This is a genomic window from Streptacidiphilus sp. PB12-B1b, from assembly GCF_014084125.1.
Lineage (GTDB): Bacteria > Actinomycetota > Actinomycetes > Streptomycetales > Streptomycetaceae > Streptacidiphilus.
The window spans coordinates 5990834-6006997 of sequence record NZ_CP048405.1; the positions used below are offsets into that span (position 1 = coordinate 5990834).

General features: G+C 72.1%; 20 protein-coding genes. 7 read left to right on the plus strand and 13 right to left on the minus strand.

Translation table 11 applies throughout. The annotated features are described in order from the left end of the window. Positions 1–227 precede the first annotated feature (227 nt). Together GXW83_RS25905 and GXW83_RS25910 are read left to right on the plus strand one after the other, a co-directional pair. Positions 228–887 carry a maleylpyruvate isomerase N-terminal domain-containing protein gene (locus GXW83_RS25905; RefSeq protein WP_182445483.1) on the plus strand — a complete coding sequence of 220 codons (660 nt, stop codon included), beginning with the start codon at positions 228–230 and terminating at the stop codon, positions 885–887. 5 nt (positions 888–892) lie between these two features. Beyond that, the gene (locus tag GXW83_RS25910) at positions 893–1546 is read left to right on the plus strand and encodes an MBL fold metallo-hydrolase (protein ID WP_182445484.1); all 654 of its coding nucleotides are present in this window, start codon (positions 893–895) and stop codon (positions 1544–1546) included. A gap of 45 nt (positions 1547–1591) precedes the next feature. On the opposite strand, the gene GXW83_RS25915 is transcribed toward GXW83_RS25910, so the two are convergent. Continuing rightward, complete coding sequence (locus tag GXW83_RS25915; RefSeq protein ID WP_182445485.1) at positions 1592–1915, minus strand: hypothetical protein; 324 nt, start codon at positions 1913–1915, stop codon at positions 1592–1594. Between the two features lie 131 nt (positions 1916–2046). On the opposite strand from GXW83_RS25915, the gene GXW83_RS25920 reads away from it, so the two are divergent. Next, a complete protein-coding gene (locus GXW83_RS25920; RefSeq protein WP_182445486.1) occupies positions 2047–3492 on the plus strand; it encodes a DUF2079 domain-containing protein in 1446 nt (481 codons plus the stop codon). A 131-nt stretch (positions 3493–3623) separates the two neighbouring features. On the opposite strand, the gene GXW83_RS25925 is transcribed toward GXW83_RS25920, so the two are convergent. The 6 genes from GXW83_RS25925 to GXW83_RS25950 form a co-directional block, all read right to left on the minus strand. Next, positions 3624–3857 carry a hypothetical protein gene (locus GXW83_RS25925; RefSeq protein WP_182445487.1) on the minus strand — a complete coding sequence of 78 codons (234 nt, stop codon included), beginning with the start codon at positions 3855–3857 and terminating at the stop codon, positions 3624–3626. A gap of 110 nt (positions 3858–3967) precedes the next feature. Continuing rightward, complete coding sequence (locus GXW83_RS25930) at positions 3968–4237, minus strand: antitoxin (RefSeq protein ID WP_370466770.1); 270 nt, start codon at positions 4235–4237, stop codon at positions 3968–3970. An 89-nt stretch (positions 4238–4326) separates the two neighbouring features. After that, positions 4327–4530, minus strand: a complete 204-nt coding sequence (locus GXW83_RS25935; protein ID WP_182445488.1) for a cold-shock protein — start codon at positions 4528–4530, stop codon at positions 4327–4329. 221 nt (positions 4531–4751) lie between these two features. Then, complete coding sequence (locus GXW83_RS25940) at positions 4752–4997, minus strand: hypothetical protein (protein ID WP_182445489.1); 246 nt, start codon at positions 4995–4997, stop codon at positions 4752–4754. A 31-nt stretch (positions 4998–5028) separates the two neighbouring features. Continuing rightward, entirely contained in the window at positions 5029–5235 is a 207-nt protein-coding gene (locus GXW83_RS25945; protein ID WP_182445490.1) for a hypothetical protein, read from the minus strand. A gap of 145 nt (positions 5236–5380) precedes the next feature. After that, positions 5381–5584, minus strand: coding sequence for a cold-shock protein (locus tag GXW83_RS25950; protein ID WP_034090357.1), 204 nt, complete (start codon positions 5582–5584; stop codon positions 5381–5383). Positions 5585–6037: 453 nt separating this feature from the next. On the opposite strand from GXW83_RS25950, the gene GXW83_RS25955 reads away from it, so the two are divergent. Next, the gene (locus GXW83_RS25955) at positions 6038–6241 is read left to right on the plus strand and encodes a cold-shock protein (protein ID WP_034090356.1); all 204 of its coding nucleotides are present in this window, start codon (positions 6038–6040) and stop codon (positions 6239–6241) included. A 260-nt stretch (positions 6242–6501) separates the two neighbouring features. On the opposite strand, the gene GXW83_RS25960 is transcribed toward GXW83_RS25955, so the two are convergent. After that, complete coding sequence (locus GXW83_RS25960) at positions 6502–7935, minus strand: MFS transporter (protein ID WP_182445491.1); 1434 nt, start codon at positions 7933–7935, stop codon at positions 6502–6504. Positions 7936–8077: 142 nt separating this feature from the next. Here GXW83_RS25960 and GXW83_RS25965 point away from each other — a divergent pair, with 142 nt between their 5' ends. Continuing rightward, positions 8078–9028, plus strand: coding sequence for a LysR family transcriptional regulator (locus GXW83_RS25965; protein WP_182445492.1), 951 nt, complete (start codon positions 8078–8080; stop codon positions 9026–9028). 35 nt (positions 9029–9063) lie between these two features. On the opposite strand, the gene GXW83_RS25970 is transcribed toward GXW83_RS25965, so the two are convergent. From GXW83_RS25970 to zapE, 5 genes are all read right to left on the minus strand, one after another. Continuing rightward, on the minus strand, positions 9064–9372 hold the full coding sequence (locus tag GXW83_RS25970; protein ID WP_182445493.1) for a putative quinol monooxygenase: 309 nt from the start codon (positions 9370–9372) through the stop codon (positions 9064–9066). 72 nt (positions 9373–9444) lie between these two features. Further along, on the minus strand, positions 9445–10428 hold the full coding sequence (locus GXW83_RS25975; RefSeq protein ID WP_182445494.1) for a TerC family protein: 984 nt from the start codon (positions 10426–10428) through the stop codon (positions 9445–9447). A 219-nt stretch (positions 10429–10647) separates the two neighbouring features. Beyond that, a complete protein-coding gene (locus GXW83_RS25980; RefSeq protein WP_182445495.1) occupies positions 10648–11226 on the minus strand; it encodes a TerD family protein in 579 nt (192 codons plus the stop codon). A 109-nt stretch (positions 11227–11335) separates the two neighbouring features. Beyond that, on the minus strand, positions 11336–13444 hold the full coding sequence (gene uvrB / locus GXW83_RS25985; protein ID WP_182445496.1) for an excinuclease ABC subunit UvrB: 2109 nt from the start codon (positions 13442–13444) through the stop codon (positions 11336–11338). Between the two features lie 126 nt (positions 13445–13570). Beyond that, positions 13571–14617, minus strand: a complete 1047-nt coding sequence (gene zapE / locus GXW83_RS25990; RefSeq protein ID WP_225447549.1) for a cell division protein ZapE — start codon at positions 14615–14617, stop codon at positions 13571–13573. Between the two features lie 87 nt (positions 14618–14704). On the opposite strand from zapE, the gene GXW83_RS25995 reads away from it, so the two are divergent. Further along, positions 14705–15517, plus strand: a complete 813-nt coding sequence (locus GXW83_RS25995; RefSeq protein ID WP_182445497.1) for a pyrimidine reductase family protein — start codon at positions 14705–14707, stop codon at positions 15515–15517. 102 nt (positions 15518–15619) lie between these two features. Continuing rightward, the gene (locus GXW83_RS26000; protein ID WP_182445498.1) at positions 15620–16087 is read left to right on the plus strand and encodes an indole-3-glycerol phosphate synthase; all 468 of its coding nucleotides are present in this window, start codon (positions 15620–15622) and stop codon (positions 16085–16087) included. Positions 16088–16164 lie beyond the last annotated feature (77 nt).

A 16164-nucleotide genomic window follows, 5' to 3' on the forward strand; every position in this document is an offset into this window, starting at 1 on the left:
CGGTACTGAGACTATGGGAGCACGTGTTCGATTTTCAGGGCAATCGAGAAGCCTCACCCGAACGAGTGACGCGGGCGAGCGTTCACCGCGACGGTAGCGTGATCCCTGCCGCACCCGGTGAACGATCGGGACAGCCCGGGGGACACGTGCCCCCGGAACCCGTCCCCATGCAGACGCCCCCGTGCAGCCAGCTTCATGCAGACGCCCCAGCCGACGGGAGACCGCTGATGACCGACCCCGTACCGCCCGCCACCGTCGCCGCCGCCGAGGAACGGCTGCTGCGCACCGTCGGGCGGATGCGACCCGAGCAGGTCTTCGAGCCGTCCGCGCTGCCCGGCTGGACCAGGGGCCATGTGCTGACCCACCTGGCCCGCAACGCGGACGCCCTGGTCAATCTGCTCACCGGGGCCCGGACCGGCACGCCCGTCCCGATGTACCCCTCCGCCGAGGCCCGGGACCGCGACATCGAGGCCGGGGCCGGGCGCCCGCTGGACGAGCAGCTGGCCGACCTGCGCGCGGCCGGGCAGCGGTTCGCCGCCGCGGCGGCGGCGATGCCGGAGGCGGCCTGGGCCGTCGAGGTCCCGCACCGCCTGGGCGCCTTCCCCGCCTCGGGGGTGCCGCGCAAGCGCTACAACGAGGTCGAGTACCACCACGTCGACCTGGGCCTGGACTACACCCCGGGGCAGTGGCCGGCCGACTTCGTCGACCACGAGCTGGAGCCGCTCACCGACCGCCACCTGCGCGCCGGCGCGCTCACCGGGGCGCTGCGGGACGCGATCGCCGCCGCCCCCGGCCACGCCCGGCTGGCCTGGCTGTCCGGCCGCTCGGACGGTGCGGGCCTGGGCGTCCCGGTGTCCGCCCTGCCGACGCTCCCCCCGCTAAGCTGAGCGGCATGTCGTACCACGGAGCGGTGAAGGTCGGCGGGACTCCCGACGTGCGCGAGCTGGCGCACCTGGTGATCACCAAGGTCGCCGTAGGGCCCATGGACAACAACGCCTACCTGCTGCGCTGCCGCGCCACCGACGAGCAGCTACTCATCGACGCCGCGGCCGACGCGCCGGTGCTGCTGGAGACCGTCGGCCACAGCCTGGCCACGGTCGTCACCACGCACCGGCACCAGGACCACTGGGGGGCGCTGGCCGAGGTGGTGGCCGCCACCGGCGCGCGCACCGCGGCCGGCCGGATCGACGCCGAGGGCATCGAGGTCGGCACCGACCTGCTGCTGGACGACGGTGACACGCTGCGCGTGGGCGAGTGCGCGCTGACCGTCCGGCACATCGTCGGGCACACGCCGGGCGCGATCGTGCTGGTCTACGACGACCCGCAGGGCCACGCGCACGTCTTCGCCGGGGACTGCCTGTTCCCCGGCGGCGTGGGCAACACCTGGGGCGACCCGGCCGCCTTCGCCAGTCTGCTGGGCGACATCGAGGCCAAGGTCTTCGAGCCGCTGGCGGACGAGACCTGGGTGTACCCGGGCCACGGCGCCGACACCACCCTGGGCGCGGAGCGCCCGCACCTCGGCGAGTGGCGCGCCCGGGGCTGGTAGCCCCGCGGCCGCGACCCCGCCAGACGGCCCGGCCAGACGGCCCGGCTAGGCGGCCACCTCCGGCTCGACGGTGCCCAGCGGTGAGCCGTCGAGGCCGTAGAGGGCGATCCGGTCCGGCGGCACCTTCCCGGTGTCGGCGAAGTGCCGCCTGACCTCCACCAGCACCCCGGGCAGCACCGCGGCGACCCGGTCCGGGAGCTGGCCCTCCGTCAGCCAGTGCAGGGAGAGGCTCCAATGGCGACGCTCGCTGATGTGGCGCGGCGCGGTGGGCTCCGCCTCCAGGCCCAGCCGGTCGAGGAGGTCGAGGATCACATTCATGTCGGTGCCGTCGATGTGCACGAAGTTCTCTTCGATCAGTACCTCAGTCATGCAGCCGCACTACCCATGGTTCGCACCCGGCATCCGGTTTGCGGAGCGGCAGTTTCACTTCTGTCGTACACCTGACGACTTGTGACCGGTATTTTGCTGGAATCCACGGCGGACCGGGAGTGATGACTGGCATGGGCACCACCGTGAACATACCCGGGGCGGACACGGCTCCGCCCATCGACACCTCACCGCCCGGGCGCCTGCGGGAGCGCGCCGTCGGCCGGTGGCCGCACCTGGCGCTCGGCGCGGCGTTCTGCGCGGCCTGGACCGTGCTCTCGGTCGCCCGCTACCTGCGCTTCGGGGCCCAGGAGTGGGATCTGGCGATCTTCACCCAGGGCGTGCGCGGCTACGCCCACCTGGGAGCGCCGGTCTCCGACATCAAGGGCCCCGGCTTCAGCCTGCTGGGCGACCACTTCTCGCCCATCATCGCGGTACTGGCCCCGTTCTACCGGGTGTTCCCGTCCGCGGTCACCCTGCTGGTCGCCCAGGCCGTGCTGTTCGCCGTCTCCGTGGTGGTGGTCTCCGTCACCGCCGAGCAGCTGACCACCCGCGCCAAGGGGCTGGCGGTCGGTGCCGCGTACGGGCTCTCCTGGGGGCTGCAGCGCGCGGTGGACGCGGACTTCCACGAGATCGCCTTCGCCGTCCCGATCATCGCCGTGGTGGCGCGGCAGCTGCTGCTGAAGCGCTGGGACCGGGCCGCCTGGTGGTCGCTGCCGCTGCTGCTGGTCAAGGAGGACATGGGGCTGACCGTCGCCGCCGTGGGCGTGCTGCTGCTGCTCAACCGGCGCTGGCAGAGCGGCGCGCTGCTGGTCTCCGGCGGGGTCGCGGCGGTGTCGGTGATCGTCTACCGGGTGATCCCCTGGTTCGCCCCCGACCACCACTACGCCTACTTCACCGCCCTGCCCGGCGGCAGCGCCGCCCATGCCCACCTCGGCTCGATGCTGCTGGGCCTGGTGTGGCCGGTGGTCAAGTGGCGCACGGTGGCCTGGGTGGTCGGCATCACCGGGCTGCTCTGCCTGCGCTCCCCGCTGATGGTGCTGGCCCTGCCGACGCTCGGCTGGCGCTTCGCCTCCTCCGACCAGTCGTACTGGGGCACCGCCTGGCACTACAGCGCGGTGCTCATGCCGGTGGTGTTCCTGGCGGCGGTGGACGGCATGGTCCGGCTGGAGCGGTCCGGCCCGCCCTGGGCGCGCGCCTACGCGCGGCAGGGGGTGCCGCTGATGGTCGGCGCGGCGGTGGCGGTCAGCGCCGCCATGTCGCTGACGCTGTCGGAGCTGGCCGACCCGGCGACGTACCAGGGCGGCGCGCACGCGGCGGCACTGCGCGCGGCCGACCGGCTGATCCCGGACGGCGCCACGGTGGAGACCGGCAATCCGCAGCTGGCCGCGCTGGCCTCGCGCTGCACCGTGTTCTGGCCCGGCGGCGATCCGGTGGCCCCGCAGTACATCACCCTGGACCTGGCCTGGTGGTCGCCGGGGATGACCCCGGTGGCCTACGCGGAGATGGCCCACCGCGGCTCGGTCTACGTCCAGACCTTCGACCAGCAGCAGGTGGTGGTGCTGCGCCGGGTCGGCTGAGAGCGCCCCGGAAGCACCGGGCGGCGGCAACACACGACGGCGGCAGCACACGACCGTGGCAGCACACGGCTGTGCGGCCCGTGCCGGTCGGTCGGGCACGGGCCGCACAGCCGGATGGGGCGCGGCAGGGATCAGCCGCGGGCGGCGAACACCCCGGCCACGCTGTGGTGGACGAGCACCGCGTGACCCGACGGGCCGTCGTAGGCCACCCCGTCGCCGTTGGCGGCCGCCGCACCGAAGACGGCGCCACCGCTGGTGACGGTCGGCAGCGAGGGCACGCAGTCGGCAAGGGCAGTGCCCGCGCCCATCGCAACACAGAGCGTCGCCATCACTGCCACGACGGACGTACGGAGGTTGGTGCGCACGATTCGATCTCCTTGGTTGAAGCAGGTCGGTCCTGGAGATCAAATCCGGCGCTTCCGGCGAAGCCCGGCAACTCACTCGAAGGTGGGCAAGCCGCTCGCCCGGACAGCGGCTAGGGCTGCGGGTCGGTCGGCGGCTGGGCCGCCGGAGGCTGGCCGGTCGGGGGCTGGGCCGCCGGGGGCTGGCCGCCGATCTGCTGGTCGAGCCTGCCCTGGACCATGTCGACCTGGCTCTTGTACTTGTCGCCGGTCTTCTTGTCGACCATGTCCCCGGCCTTCTCGACTCCCTGGTGGGCCTGGCTCTCGTGGCCCTTGAGCATGTCTTTCAGCTTGTCCATCACCGACATGACGACCTCCTCGCGGAATGCTGACCCCTCCAGCATCCGTGCACCTTCCCCGCGCCGCATCTCCAGGCAGCGCCCGTCAATGGCGAAGCCCCGCACCTCGGCGGTGCGGGGCCTGCTGCCACGCGTCAGATGACGGTGATGTTCTCGGCCTGCGGGCCCTTCTGGCCCTGCGCGACGTCGAACTCGACCTTCTGGCCCTCCTGCAGCTCGCGGAAGCCCTGCGCGTTGATGTTCGAGTAGTGCGCGAAGACGTCGGCGCCGCCGCCGTCCTGGGCGATGAAGCCGAAGCCCTTTTCGGCGTTGAACCACTTCACGGTGCCACTGGCCATGTGCTGCTCCCTGTCGGGGAATGGGGAACTGACGGTTCAGCTCCCCCGGGTGATGAGGTGATCGCCCTGGTCCTCCGACAACTGCCAGACAGCACAACGCCCTTGGCGCGAGCGCCGGCGTCGACCTGCGAACCACGACTGCTAGCAGGAAAGTTATCGGATCTGCGTTCGTACGGCTACTAGGTGTTGGGGCCGGCATCGGCGGGCCGGGCGCCGGAGGCTCAGCCGAGCCAGCCGATCTCCAGGATCTCCACCTGCTCGGACCGGAGCGCGTACTGCATCCAGCAACAGCCGAAATGCGCCTCGCGGACGTCCTCGGAGCAGGCCGCGTCGGCCGCGTGGGGCCAGGCGTAGGGGGCGTCACGAATCGTGCGCAGCAGGGTGAGCGCGGCCTCCCTGCCCTCCTCCGGGAACTCGCGGAGAAGCTCGCCGGCCAGGTCTTCGAGCAGGGCACCGTGCTGGTTCATGCCCGGTTCAACGCGGGCCGGGCCCCGCAGGTCACGTTCGGCGGGCGGGGGGCGGCCCGGCGTCCACGAAGTCCAGGCAGCGGGGGCAGGTCACCGGGGCGGCGGAGAGCACCGTGTAGTAGCCGGCGGCCGGTGTGAAGCCGCACGGCGTCCGGGCGCTGGTGCCGCTGCGGGCGGCGACGTGCACCAGCGAGCTGCCGGAGGGGCTGATCCTCAGGGGGTACGGGCTGCCGTCCACGCGGTCTCCTCACACGACCCCCCGCTCCCGGCCCCCGGGCTCCACAGAAGCACGCGCCGGTGCGCCGCGCACCCCCGGACGCGCGGCGCCCCCGCCCGGAGAACCGGACGGGGGCGCTGTGGTGCGCACGCGAGGCCGAGCGGCCTTACAGCGGGCGGATGTTCTCGGCCTGCGGGCCCTTCTGGCCCTGGGTGACGTCGAACTCCACCTTCTGGCCCTCGAGGAGCTCGCGGAAGCCCTGGGCGTTGATGTTCGAGTAGTGGGCGAAGACGTCGGCGCCGCCGCCGTCCTGCTCGATGAAGCCGAAGCCCTTTTCGGCGTTGAACCACTTGACGGTACCGGTGGCCATGTCTCTCGTTCTCCTCTGTAGTCGTGCAGGAGCCGCACCGTGCGGACTCGAGTGTCGGATCTGCACGCCGGGGAGTGCTCCGGAGGACCGCGGACAGGAAAAAAAGCCCGCGATCGGGATCACGGGCGTACAAACGTCGAGAACCACGACTACTACAGGTCAAAACCGTACACGATGGGCGCGACGCCGACCACGCGGGGCAGTCCTGGCCCGGTCGGCGGGCTCCCCGAGTCGTGTGTCCGATCCTCGGGATCTGTTGACGCGCCCCGGGCAGGGCCCTGTATTCTGGTGATCAGTTGCAGTGCGTGGTTCCCTAAGTTTGGCCGCCCGTGATCGCGATCACGGGCGTTCGTGCTTTTGCAGGTCTCTTCAATGACCAGGGTGATCATCCCGGCGACACGGAGTCCGCACAGGGCGGGTTCTGGCACCAGCCCCTGACAGAAGGAGACCAATATGGCCACCGGTACCGTGAAGTGGTTCAACGCCGAAAAGGGTTTCGGCTTCATCGAGCAGGACGGCGGCGGCGCTGACGTCTTCGCTCACTACTCGAACATCAACGCGCAGGGCTTCCGTGAGCTGCTCGAGGGCCAGAAGGTCGAGTTCGAGGTCACCCAGGGCCAGAAGGGCCCGCAGGCCGAGAACATCCGCGTCATCTGACGTTCTCGTCAGCTGACGTCTGCGTGTCGGCGGCGCCCCGCACCGGTTTCTCCGGAGCGGGGCGCCGCTGCCGTGCGCGGGGCTAGCGCCTGCGGTAGTTCGGCCCGCCGATCATGCCCAGCACCAGCCCGACCACGAGGGCGATCACGATCACCGAGAACGCCAGGATCTTCAGCACCACCATGAGCCTCACCCTTCCTCGGCCCCCGCTCGCGTCCCCCTTCCGACGCTAGGCGAGATCCGGGCGGCCCGCAGCGCGGCTACCCGCCCGCGCCGGTGGGGCGGGGTTCGGCGGCCGGCTGCGGGGCTGATCCTGCGGCGCGGTGACGGACGGCGTCCCCGGCCGTTGGGTGCAGCCGGACCGCGTCGGCGGTGGCCAGCAGGGCGAGCAGCGCCAGCAGTCCGAAGGCCGTTCCGTAGGCGGTGCCCGGGGCGGAGCCGATCTCGCCGCCGAGCCGCAGCCCGACGGTGGCGACGGCGACCCCGAATCCGGCCGCCGTCTGCGAGAAGGTCGCCGAGAGGGTGTTGGCGTCGCTCATCCGCTCCGGCGGGATCTCGCTCATGGCCAGCACCGAGTAGCCGGTCAGGCCGACCGAGCGGGCCGCGCCGCTGACCGCGGCCAGCGCCGCGATCAGCGCCACCGGTGTGCCTGCGGTGAGGAAGGCGAAGCCGACCACGGTCGCCGCCAGGCACGCGGTGCTGAGGACCAGCAGCGGCCGGAAGCCGTAGCGGTTCAGCAGGCCGGTGGTGGCGGGCTTGATGCCGATGTTGCCGACGAACACGAACAGCACCACCGCGCCGGACTTCACCGCGCTCCAGCCGAAGACCTCTTCGAACAGCAGCGGCAGCAGGAACGGCACCGCCCCGACCACCAGCCAGTACAGCGAGCCGCCGACGACCGAGGAGCGCAGTCCCCGGTCGGCCAGGACGCGCAGGTTGACCAGCGGGTGCGGGGTGCGCAGCAGGTGCCGGGCGGCGGCGGCCAGGGCCAGTGCGGAGAGCGCGGCCAGGGCGGCGGCGGTCGCCCAGGGGGTGCGGCTCTCGGAGAACAGGTGCGCGGTCCAGGTGGCCCCGGCCAGTCCGGCGCAGCTGAGCAGCACCCCGGCCCAGTCCAGCGGCGGCGGGCTCTGCCGGGGGCCGGGGGTGACCAGCCGCCAGGCGACGGCGAAGGCGGCGGCGCCCAGCGGCAGGTTCACCAGGAACAGCCAGTGCCAGTCGGCGTAGGTGGTGATCACCCCGCCGGCCAGGGGCGCGACCACCGGGGCGACCAGGCCGGGCCAGACGATGTAGGCCATCAGCCGGGGTATGTCCGGCTTCTCGGCCCGGCCGAGCACCGCCATGCGTCCGACCGGGACCATCATCGCGCCGCCGACGCCCTGGAGCACCCGCATGGCCACCAGTTGGCCCAGGCTGTCGCAGCCCGCGCAGGCCAGCGAGGCGAGGGTGAACAGGGCGATCGCGCCGAGCAGGATGCGCCGGGGGCCGAAGCGCAGCGCCAGCCAGCCGCTGAGCGGGATCAGGGTGGCCACGGTCAGCAGGTAGGAGGTGATCACCAGCCCGACCGAGGCCGGGGCGGTGTGCAGCGAGGCCCCGATCTGCGGCGCGGCGGTGGAGACGATGGTGCCGTCCAGCATCTCCATGAAGAAGCAGCCGGCGACGAGCAGGGCCGTACGCCGGCGCCGAGTGTCGATCATGTAGTCCCTCAACCAGGTGTGTGCGGGTGGGCCAGGTGTCTGCGGCCAGGTGTCTGCGGAGCCCGGATCCGGGCACGGTTCCATGCTGGCGTCCGCCATTGCTGACTACAAGTTCCCCGTTGTCAGACTAGGATTGCGTTTCGTGCAACTCCCGGACATGAACCTGCTGCCCGCCCTGGACGCCCTGCTGCGCGAGGGCAGCGTCACCGGCGCCGCAGCCGAGCTGAACGTCTCGCCGTCGGCGATGAGCCGGACGCTGGGGCGGCTGCGCCGGGTGGTCGGCGATCCGCTGCTGGTGCCGGCCGGGCGGGGGCTGGCGCTCACCCCGCGCGCCCGCGAGCTGCGCCCCCGGGTGGAGGCCGCGCTGGCCCAGGCACTGGCGGCGCTGCAGCCGCCGGTGCCGGTCGACATCGCCGCCCTGGAGCGGGAGTTCGCCGTCCGGGCCAGTGACGCGGTGCTGGTGGTGCTGGGCCCGGCGATGACCGCGCGGATCGCCCGGGAGGCCCCGGGCGTGCGGCTGAGGATCCTGCCGGAGGGCACGGAGGATCCGGCAAACCTGCGCGACCGGATCGATCTGGACCTCGGCGCGCTGCCGGAGCTGCCGCCGGACGTCCGCAGCTGTGTGCTGTACCGCAGCGGCCGGCACGCGGTGGTGCTGCGCGCCGACTCCCCCTGCCTCACCGACGGGCAACGGGAGATGACGCTCGACCAGTTCGTCTCGCTGCCGCATGTCGCGGTCTCACGCCGGGGCCGGGCCCGGGGCGTGGTGGACCAGCGGCTGGCCGAACTCGGCCTGAGCCGACTGGTGCTGGCGACCGTGCCGACCCACAGCGCGGCCTGCTTCCTGGCCCTGGAGTCGGACGTACTGGCGCTGCTGCCACGGGAGTTCGCCGAGCGCGCGGCGCGGGCGATGCCGCTGGCGGTGCTGGACGCCCCGCTGGAACTCCCGGGCATGGAGCTGGGCATGGCCTGGCACCTGCGGCTGGAGGCGGACCCGGGGCACCGGTGGCTGCGCGAGGTGGTCATCGGCACGGCCCGGGAGTTGATGGCGGGGAGGGACGCAGCGACGGCGCCCGCCCTTCCCCTTCCCTGACCGCAGGCCCCTGACCGCTGGCCCCGGGGTGTGCCCTACAGCGCGCCCTTGGCCGGCTCCCCCGCCGGGTGCGGGGTCAGCTGCACCAGATCGGCCGGGCCGGCCAGCAGACCGGTCAGCTCCGCGTTCAGCGCGGCCAGGGCCGCGCCCTGGCTGTGGCGCTGCAACTGCTCCTCACCGGCCCACTTCTCGATCAGCACGATGTCGTCGCCGCTGACGTGCAGCGCGTACAGCTCGCAGCCGGGCTCCTGGTGGACCGTGCCGACATGGCGGGCGAAAGCAGCCAGCACCTCGTCCAACCGTCCGGGCGCGGGGTGGACGGTCGCGGTGAGGACGACGCTCATGGTGTGCTCCTTGGTACGGGGGGTGCGTGACAGGGCCGGGCTCCGCCGGTGCAACAACGGCCGCGTACCGGATTAGTCCCGCTCGGCGGCTTGCTCCCGGCGCGAGGCGACCAGGCTGGTGGCGGTGGTGACCGCCAGGACCACGACGATGAAGGCCAGCGAGAAGGGGATGCCGATCTCCGGCGCGGCGTGCACGCCCGCCTCGTGCAGGGCGTGCAGCAGCAGCTTCACGCCGATGAAGCCGAGGATCACCGACAGCCCGTAGGAGAGGTGCACCAGCCGCTTCAGCAGCCCGCCGATCAGGAAGTACAGCTGGCGCAGCCCCATCAGCGCGAAGGCGTTGGCGGTGAAGACGATGTACGGGTCCTGGGTGAGACCGAAGATCGCCGGAATGGAGTCCATGGCGAACAGCACGTCGGTGGTGCCGACGGCCAGGATGACGATCAGCATCGGCGTGGCCATCCGCCGGCCGTTCTTCCTGATCAGCAGCTTGGTGCCGTGGTAGCGGTCGGCCACCGGGAAGCGCTTCTCGACGGCCCGCAGCACCGCGTTCTCCTGGTAGGCCTCCGGCTCGGCGCCGGCGTCGTGGCTCCGCTCGGCCCGGGCCTCCTTGATGAGCTTCCAGGCGGTCCAGATCAGGAAGGCGCCGAAGATGAAGAACACCCAGGAGAAGCCGGCGATGATCGCGGCCCCGGCGGCGATGAAGACCGCCCGCAGGACCAGTGCGATCAGCACGCCGATCATCAGCACCCGCTGCTGGTAGGCGGCGGGCACCGCGAACTTCGCCATGATCAGCACGAAGACGAAGAGGTTGTCGACGCTCAGCGACTTCTCGGTGATGTACCCGGCGAAGAACTGCCCGGCCGGAGTGGCCCCGGAGTGCCACCACAGGAAGCCACCGAAGGCGACCGCCAGGGCGATCCAGACGCCGGTCCAGATTCCGGCCTCCTTCAGGGAGACCTCGTGCGGCTTGCGCCCGCCGATGAAGAAGTCGGCGGCGATCAGGGCGACCAGCACCGCGATCGTGGTGGCCCACAGGGCCATGGAGACGTCCATGGTGTGCTGCTCCTCCGGCAGTGGAACGGGCTGCCGGAGGTCTCCTCCACCCGAGCGCGCCGGGGACGGACTCCCTGGCGCGGTTGGGCCGACGCCACCGGGCGGGCCGCAGGCCGGTCCGCCGTGCTGACGAGGACGTCACGCTGCCGGTGAGGGCAGCGGGGGTACTCCCCTCCGCTGCTTCACAGGATAACAGTAGGGTAAAGGCGGGGTAAGGATTCAGAGGTAGGGCGTGATGGCGGGCAGCATGTCCTGGAACGTCCGGCCGCGCGCGGGGGCGCCGATCGCCGCCATCTGCCAGCCGCCGTCGGCGTCGCGCATCACCTTGGCCATCACCTGGCCGGTGTGCGCGCCGCCGCCGCTCAGGCTGTAGCGGGCCAGCTCCTGGCCGCTGCTCTCGTCCACCAGCCGGCAGTGCGCCTGGCGGACCTCCGCGAAGGTCTGCCCGGTGTAGGAGTTCACCGTGAAGACGATCTGCGTGACGTGCTCGGGAACCCGCGCCAGGTCGACCACGATCGACTCGTCGTCCTCCCCGCCGGCGCCGCCGGTCAGGTTGTCCCCGGTGTGCCGGACCGAGCCGTCGTTGCTGACCAGGTGCTGGAAGAACACCACGTCGGCCAGCTGGCGCTCGGCGAACATGACCGCCGAGGCGTCCAGGTCGATCTGCCGCGACTTGCTGCCGAACAGCCCGCGCCGCGGAGCAGCCTGCCAGCCCAGGCCCATCCGCACCACGGAGAGCGAACCGCCGCCGGACTTCTGCAGGCTGACGCTCTGTCCCTTGCTCAGGCTCACCGACATGACGGACGGCCTCCCCAGCCCTCGGTACCGCTGCTTCTTCTCATCAAGGCTTCCCGGGGAAACCTTACGCAGTCCGAGGGCCCGTCGGTTCCGGCCGTGCCGCCGGGGGTCAGGCCACGCCCGCCTCGCGCATCTGCCGCAGCTCCTTCTTGAGTTCGTTGACCTCGTCCCGCAGCCGGGCGGCGACCTCGAACTGCAGCTCGGCGGCGGCGGTGTGCATCCGCTCCGTCAGCTCGGTGATGATGTCGGCCAGCTCGGCGGCGGGCAGCCCCTTGCTGTCGCGCTTGGCGGACGCCCCCAGCGCGGGCACCGGGGCCCGGCCGCCCCGGACGCCGCCCTTGGCGCTCTGCCGGTAGCCGCTGCTCAGCAGCTCGCCGGTGTCGACGTCCTCGCGGGCGATGGAGTCCAGGATGTCCCCGATCCGCTTGCGCAGCGGCTGCGGGTCGATGCCGTGCTCGGCGTTGTACGCCTGCTGGATGGCGCGGCGCCGGTTGGTCTCGTCGATGGCCTTCTCCATCGCCGGGGTGATCCGGTCCGCGTACATGTGGACCTGGCCGGAGACGTTGCGGGCGGCGCGGCCGATGGTCTGGATGAGGGAGGTGCCGGAGCGCAGGAAGCCCTCCTTGTCGGCGTCCAGGATCGAGACCAGCGAGACCTCGGGCAGGTCCAGGCCCTCGCGGAGCAGGTTGATGCCGATCAGGACGTCGTACTCGCCGGCCCGCAGCTCGCGCAGCAGCTCGACCCGGCGCAGCGTGTCGATGTCGCTGTGCAGGTAGCGGACCCGGATGTCGAGGTTGAGCATGTAGTCGGTGAGGTCCTCGGACATCTTCTTGGTGAGCGTGGTGACCAGTACCCGCTCGTCCCGCTCGGTGCGCAGCCGGATCTCGTGGATCAGGTCGTCGATCTGGCCCTCGGTGGGCTTGATCACGACCTCCGGGTCGATCAGCCCGGTGGGCCGGATGATCTGGTCGACCTGGCCGTTTCCGCGCGACAGTTCGAAGGGTCCAGGGGTGGCCGAGAGGTAGACGGTCTGGCCGATGCGCTCCAGGAACTCCTCCCACTTGAGCGGGCGGTTGTCCATGGCCGAGGGCAGCCGGAAGCCGTGCTCGACCAGGGCGCGCTTGCGCGAGGCGTCCCCCTCGTACATGGCGCCGATCTGCGGGACCGTGACGTGGGACTCGTCGATGACCAGGAGGAAGTCCTCCGGGAAGAAGTCCATCAGGGTGTTGGGCGCGGAGCCCTGGTCGCGGCCGTCGATGTGCCGGGAGTAGTTCTCGATGCCGGAGCAGGTGCCGATCTGCCGCATCATCTCGATGTCGTAGGTGGTGCGCATCCGCAGCCGCTGGGCCTCCAGCAGCTTGCCCTGCTTCTCCATGGTGGCCAGCGTCTGCTCCAGCTCGGCCTCGATCCCGGCGATGGCGCGCTCCATCCGCTCCGGGCCCGCCACGTAGTGGGAGGCCGGAAAGACGAACAGCTCGCGGTCCTCGCTGATGACCTCGCCGGTGAGCGGGTGCAGCGTGGTCAGCGCCTCGATCTCGTCGCCGAACATCTCGATCCGGACGGCCAGCTCCTCGTAGACCGGGAAGATCTCGATGGTGTCGCCGCGCACCCGGAAGGTGCCGCGGGTGAAGGCGACGTCGTTGCGGGCGTACTGGATGTCCACGAAGCGCCGCAGCAGGGCGTCCCGGTCGATCTCCTCGCCGACCCGGAGCCGGACCATCCGGTCGACGTACTCCTGCGGGGTGCCCAGGCCGTAGATGCACGACACCGAGGCCACCACCACGACGTCGCGCCGGGTGAGCAGCGAGTTGGTGGCGGAGTGGCGCAGCCGCTCCACCTCCTCGTTGATGGAGGAGTCCTTCTCGATGTAGGTGTCCGTCTGGGCGATGTACGCCTCGGGCTGGTAGTAGTCGTAGTACGAGACGAAGTACTCGACGGCGTTGTTGGGCAGCAGCTCGCGGAACTCGTTGGCGAGCTGCGCGGCCAGCGTCTTGTTCGGCGCCATCACCAGGGTCGGCCGCTGGAGCTTCTCGATCATCCAGGCGGTGGTGGCGGACTTGCCGGTGCCGGTGGCGCCGAGCAGGACGACGTCCTGCTCGCCCGCGCGGATGCGGCGTTCCAGGTCGGCGATGGCGGTGGGCTGGTCGCCGCTGGGCTGGTAGGGACTGACGACCTCGAAGGGCGCCACGGTTCGCTCAAGATCGGTGATGGGTCTCACGCAATCAACCGTACGACCTGCCACTGACAATCCCCGCCCGAACGGCTCCCCGGGCCCGGGAGGGCCTGCCCGGCCTTCGGCGCAGACCGGGCTCTGCGCCGGAGGCCGGGCCCTAGGAGGCCGGGCCTAGGAGGCCGGGGTGGCCGCCCGGCCGCCCTCCCGGGCCAGCGCCACCAGCCGCGACACCGCCCGCAGGTACTTCTTGCGGTAGCCGCCGTTCAGCATCTCCTCGCTGAAGACGGCGTCGAAGGGGGCGCCGGAGGCGATCACCGGCAGCTCGCGGTCGTACATCCGGTCCGCCAGCACCACCAGCCGCAGCGCGGTGCTCTGGTCCTCGACCGGCCGCACGCCGGTCAGGCAGACCGTCTCCACGCCGTCCAGCAGCGCCCCGTACTTGCTGGGGTGGACCACCGCGAGGTGGGCCAGCAGCTCGCCGAAGCCGTCGAAGGAGACGCCCGGGCCGAGCCGCGCGGCCAGCCCGGCGACCTCGGCGTCGCCGTACGGCGGCGGGGCCTGGGGCAGCCCGCGGTGCCGGTAGTCCTGGCCGTCGATGCGGACGCTGCGGAAGCGCGACGACAGGCCCTGTATCTCGCGCAGGAAGTCGGCGGCGGCGAAGCGGCCCTCACCGAGCTTGCCGGGCAGCGTGTTGGAGGTCGCGGCCAGCTTGACCCCGGCCTCGGCCAGCCGGCTGAGCAGGGTGGAGACCAGCACGGTGTCGCCCGGGTCGTCCAGCTCGAACTCGTCGATGCAGAGCAGGCTGTGCCCGGAGAGCGCCTGCACGGCGTGCTGGAAGCCGAGCGCGCCGACCAGGTTGGTCAGCTCCACGAAGGTGCCGAACGCCTTGGGGCCCGGCGCGGCGTGCCACAGCGAGGCCAGCAGGTGGGTCTTGCCGACGCCGTAGCCGCCGTCCAGGTAGATGCCGCCGGGGCCGCCGGCGGCCGGGGCGCTGCGGCCGAACCAGCGCTTGCGGCCCGCACCGGAGCCGCCGGCGCCACCGGATCGGCCCAGCGTGGCCGCGAAGCCTTCGAGGACGGTCACGGCCTCGCTCTGGCTGGGCTGCGCCGGATCCGGCAGGTAGGTGGCGAAGCGCGCCTCCATGAAGCGCGGCGGCGGCACCATCTCGGCGACCAGGCGGTCGGCGGGCACCACCGGCGTCCGCGCGCTCAGGGATATCGCTTCAGCGGGACGGTCGGCAGGGAGGTCAGCGGGAGGCACAGTCCCCAAGCGTACGGTCCGCGTCCTCGTGGAAGACTCCCAACCATGCGCCGACTGCTTCCCCAGCACCCCGATGTGACGGACCTCACCAGCCTGGAGGGGCTGGCCCAGGCGTACGCGTACCCCGAGGCCACCGGCGGCGGCACCGGCCCGGACGGCGCACCGCGCCCGGGCACGCCCTGGCTGCGCGGCAACATGGTCTCCAGCCTGGACGGCGCGGCCCAGCTGGACGGGCTCTCCGAGGGCCTGTCCTCGGCGGCCGACAAGCGGATCTTCGGGGTGCTGCGGGCGCTGGCGGACGTCGTGGTGGTGGGCGCGGAGACGGTGCGGGCCGAGGGCTACCGCCCGGCGCGGGCGCGCGAGCAGTTCGCGGCAGCCCGGGCCGCGCGGGGCGTGGGCCCGGCACCGGCCGTGGCGGTGGTCTCGGCCCGGCTGGATCTGGATCTGACGCTGCCGCTGTTCACCGCGCCGCTGGTGCCGACGACGGTGGTGACCTGCGCGAACGCACCGGCCGAGGCGCTGCGGGCGGTGCGCGCGGCGGCCGATGTGATCATCGCCGGGGAGGAGCGGGTGGACCCGGCCCTGGCGGTGGCGGCGCTGGCCGAGCGCGGCTGGACCCGGCAGCTGACCGAGGGCGGGCCGACCCTGCTGGGCCAGTTCGTCGCGGCGGGCGTGCTGGACGAGCTGTGCCTGTCGCTGGCCCCGCTGCTGGCCGTCGGCGACTCGCCGCGGATCGCGCACGGGGCAGCGGGCCCGGGAGCCGCGGCAGCGGCCGAACAGATGGATCTTGTTGCGCTACTCGAGGAGAAAGGTTTCCTCTTTGCGCGCTACACCCGTAGCGTGACTGGTGCCGCATAACGGAAGCCGATCCTCCGAGCGGCAGGAGACCCTCGTCACCGGACAGCACGCGGCCCGCCGCGCGGCCTGCCGGAGCCGGGGGCCGAGCAGATAGGGACACACGTGTTCACGACCGTACTGCTGATCGAGAAGACCCTCTCGAACGCGGACCTCAACCTGATCACCTCGCTGCACGGCGACGAGAAGGTCACCTTCCACGTCCTCATGCAGCCCCGGGGCAAGCAGGACGAACTCCTGCGCGCCGTGGACGACGTGGCCTTCGGCTACCTCGACCGCGCCCTGCACGAGCACGACGAGCCGCGCGGCGAGGAGGCGGTGACCGCCGCCGCGGCCGAGCTCCGGCACACGCTGGAGCAGCTGCGGGCGGCCGGCGCCGAGGCCACCGGCCAGGTCGTCGAGGAGGACCCGCTGCGCAGCCTGACCGAGCTGGTCGACCAGGTGGGCGCGGACGAGGTGGTGGTGCTGGCCGCCCCCCAGTGGATCGAGGGCCTGTTCCACCGCGACTGGGCCTCGCAGGCCCGGCACAAGGTGGGCGTCCCGGTGCTCCAGCTCTTCGCCCAGCAGGACTGATCCCCGGGCCCCGGCGGCCACCGCCGCCGGGGCCGCCGGACCGGGCGGCACGCGTGCTGTCGGAGCGGGCGGCACGC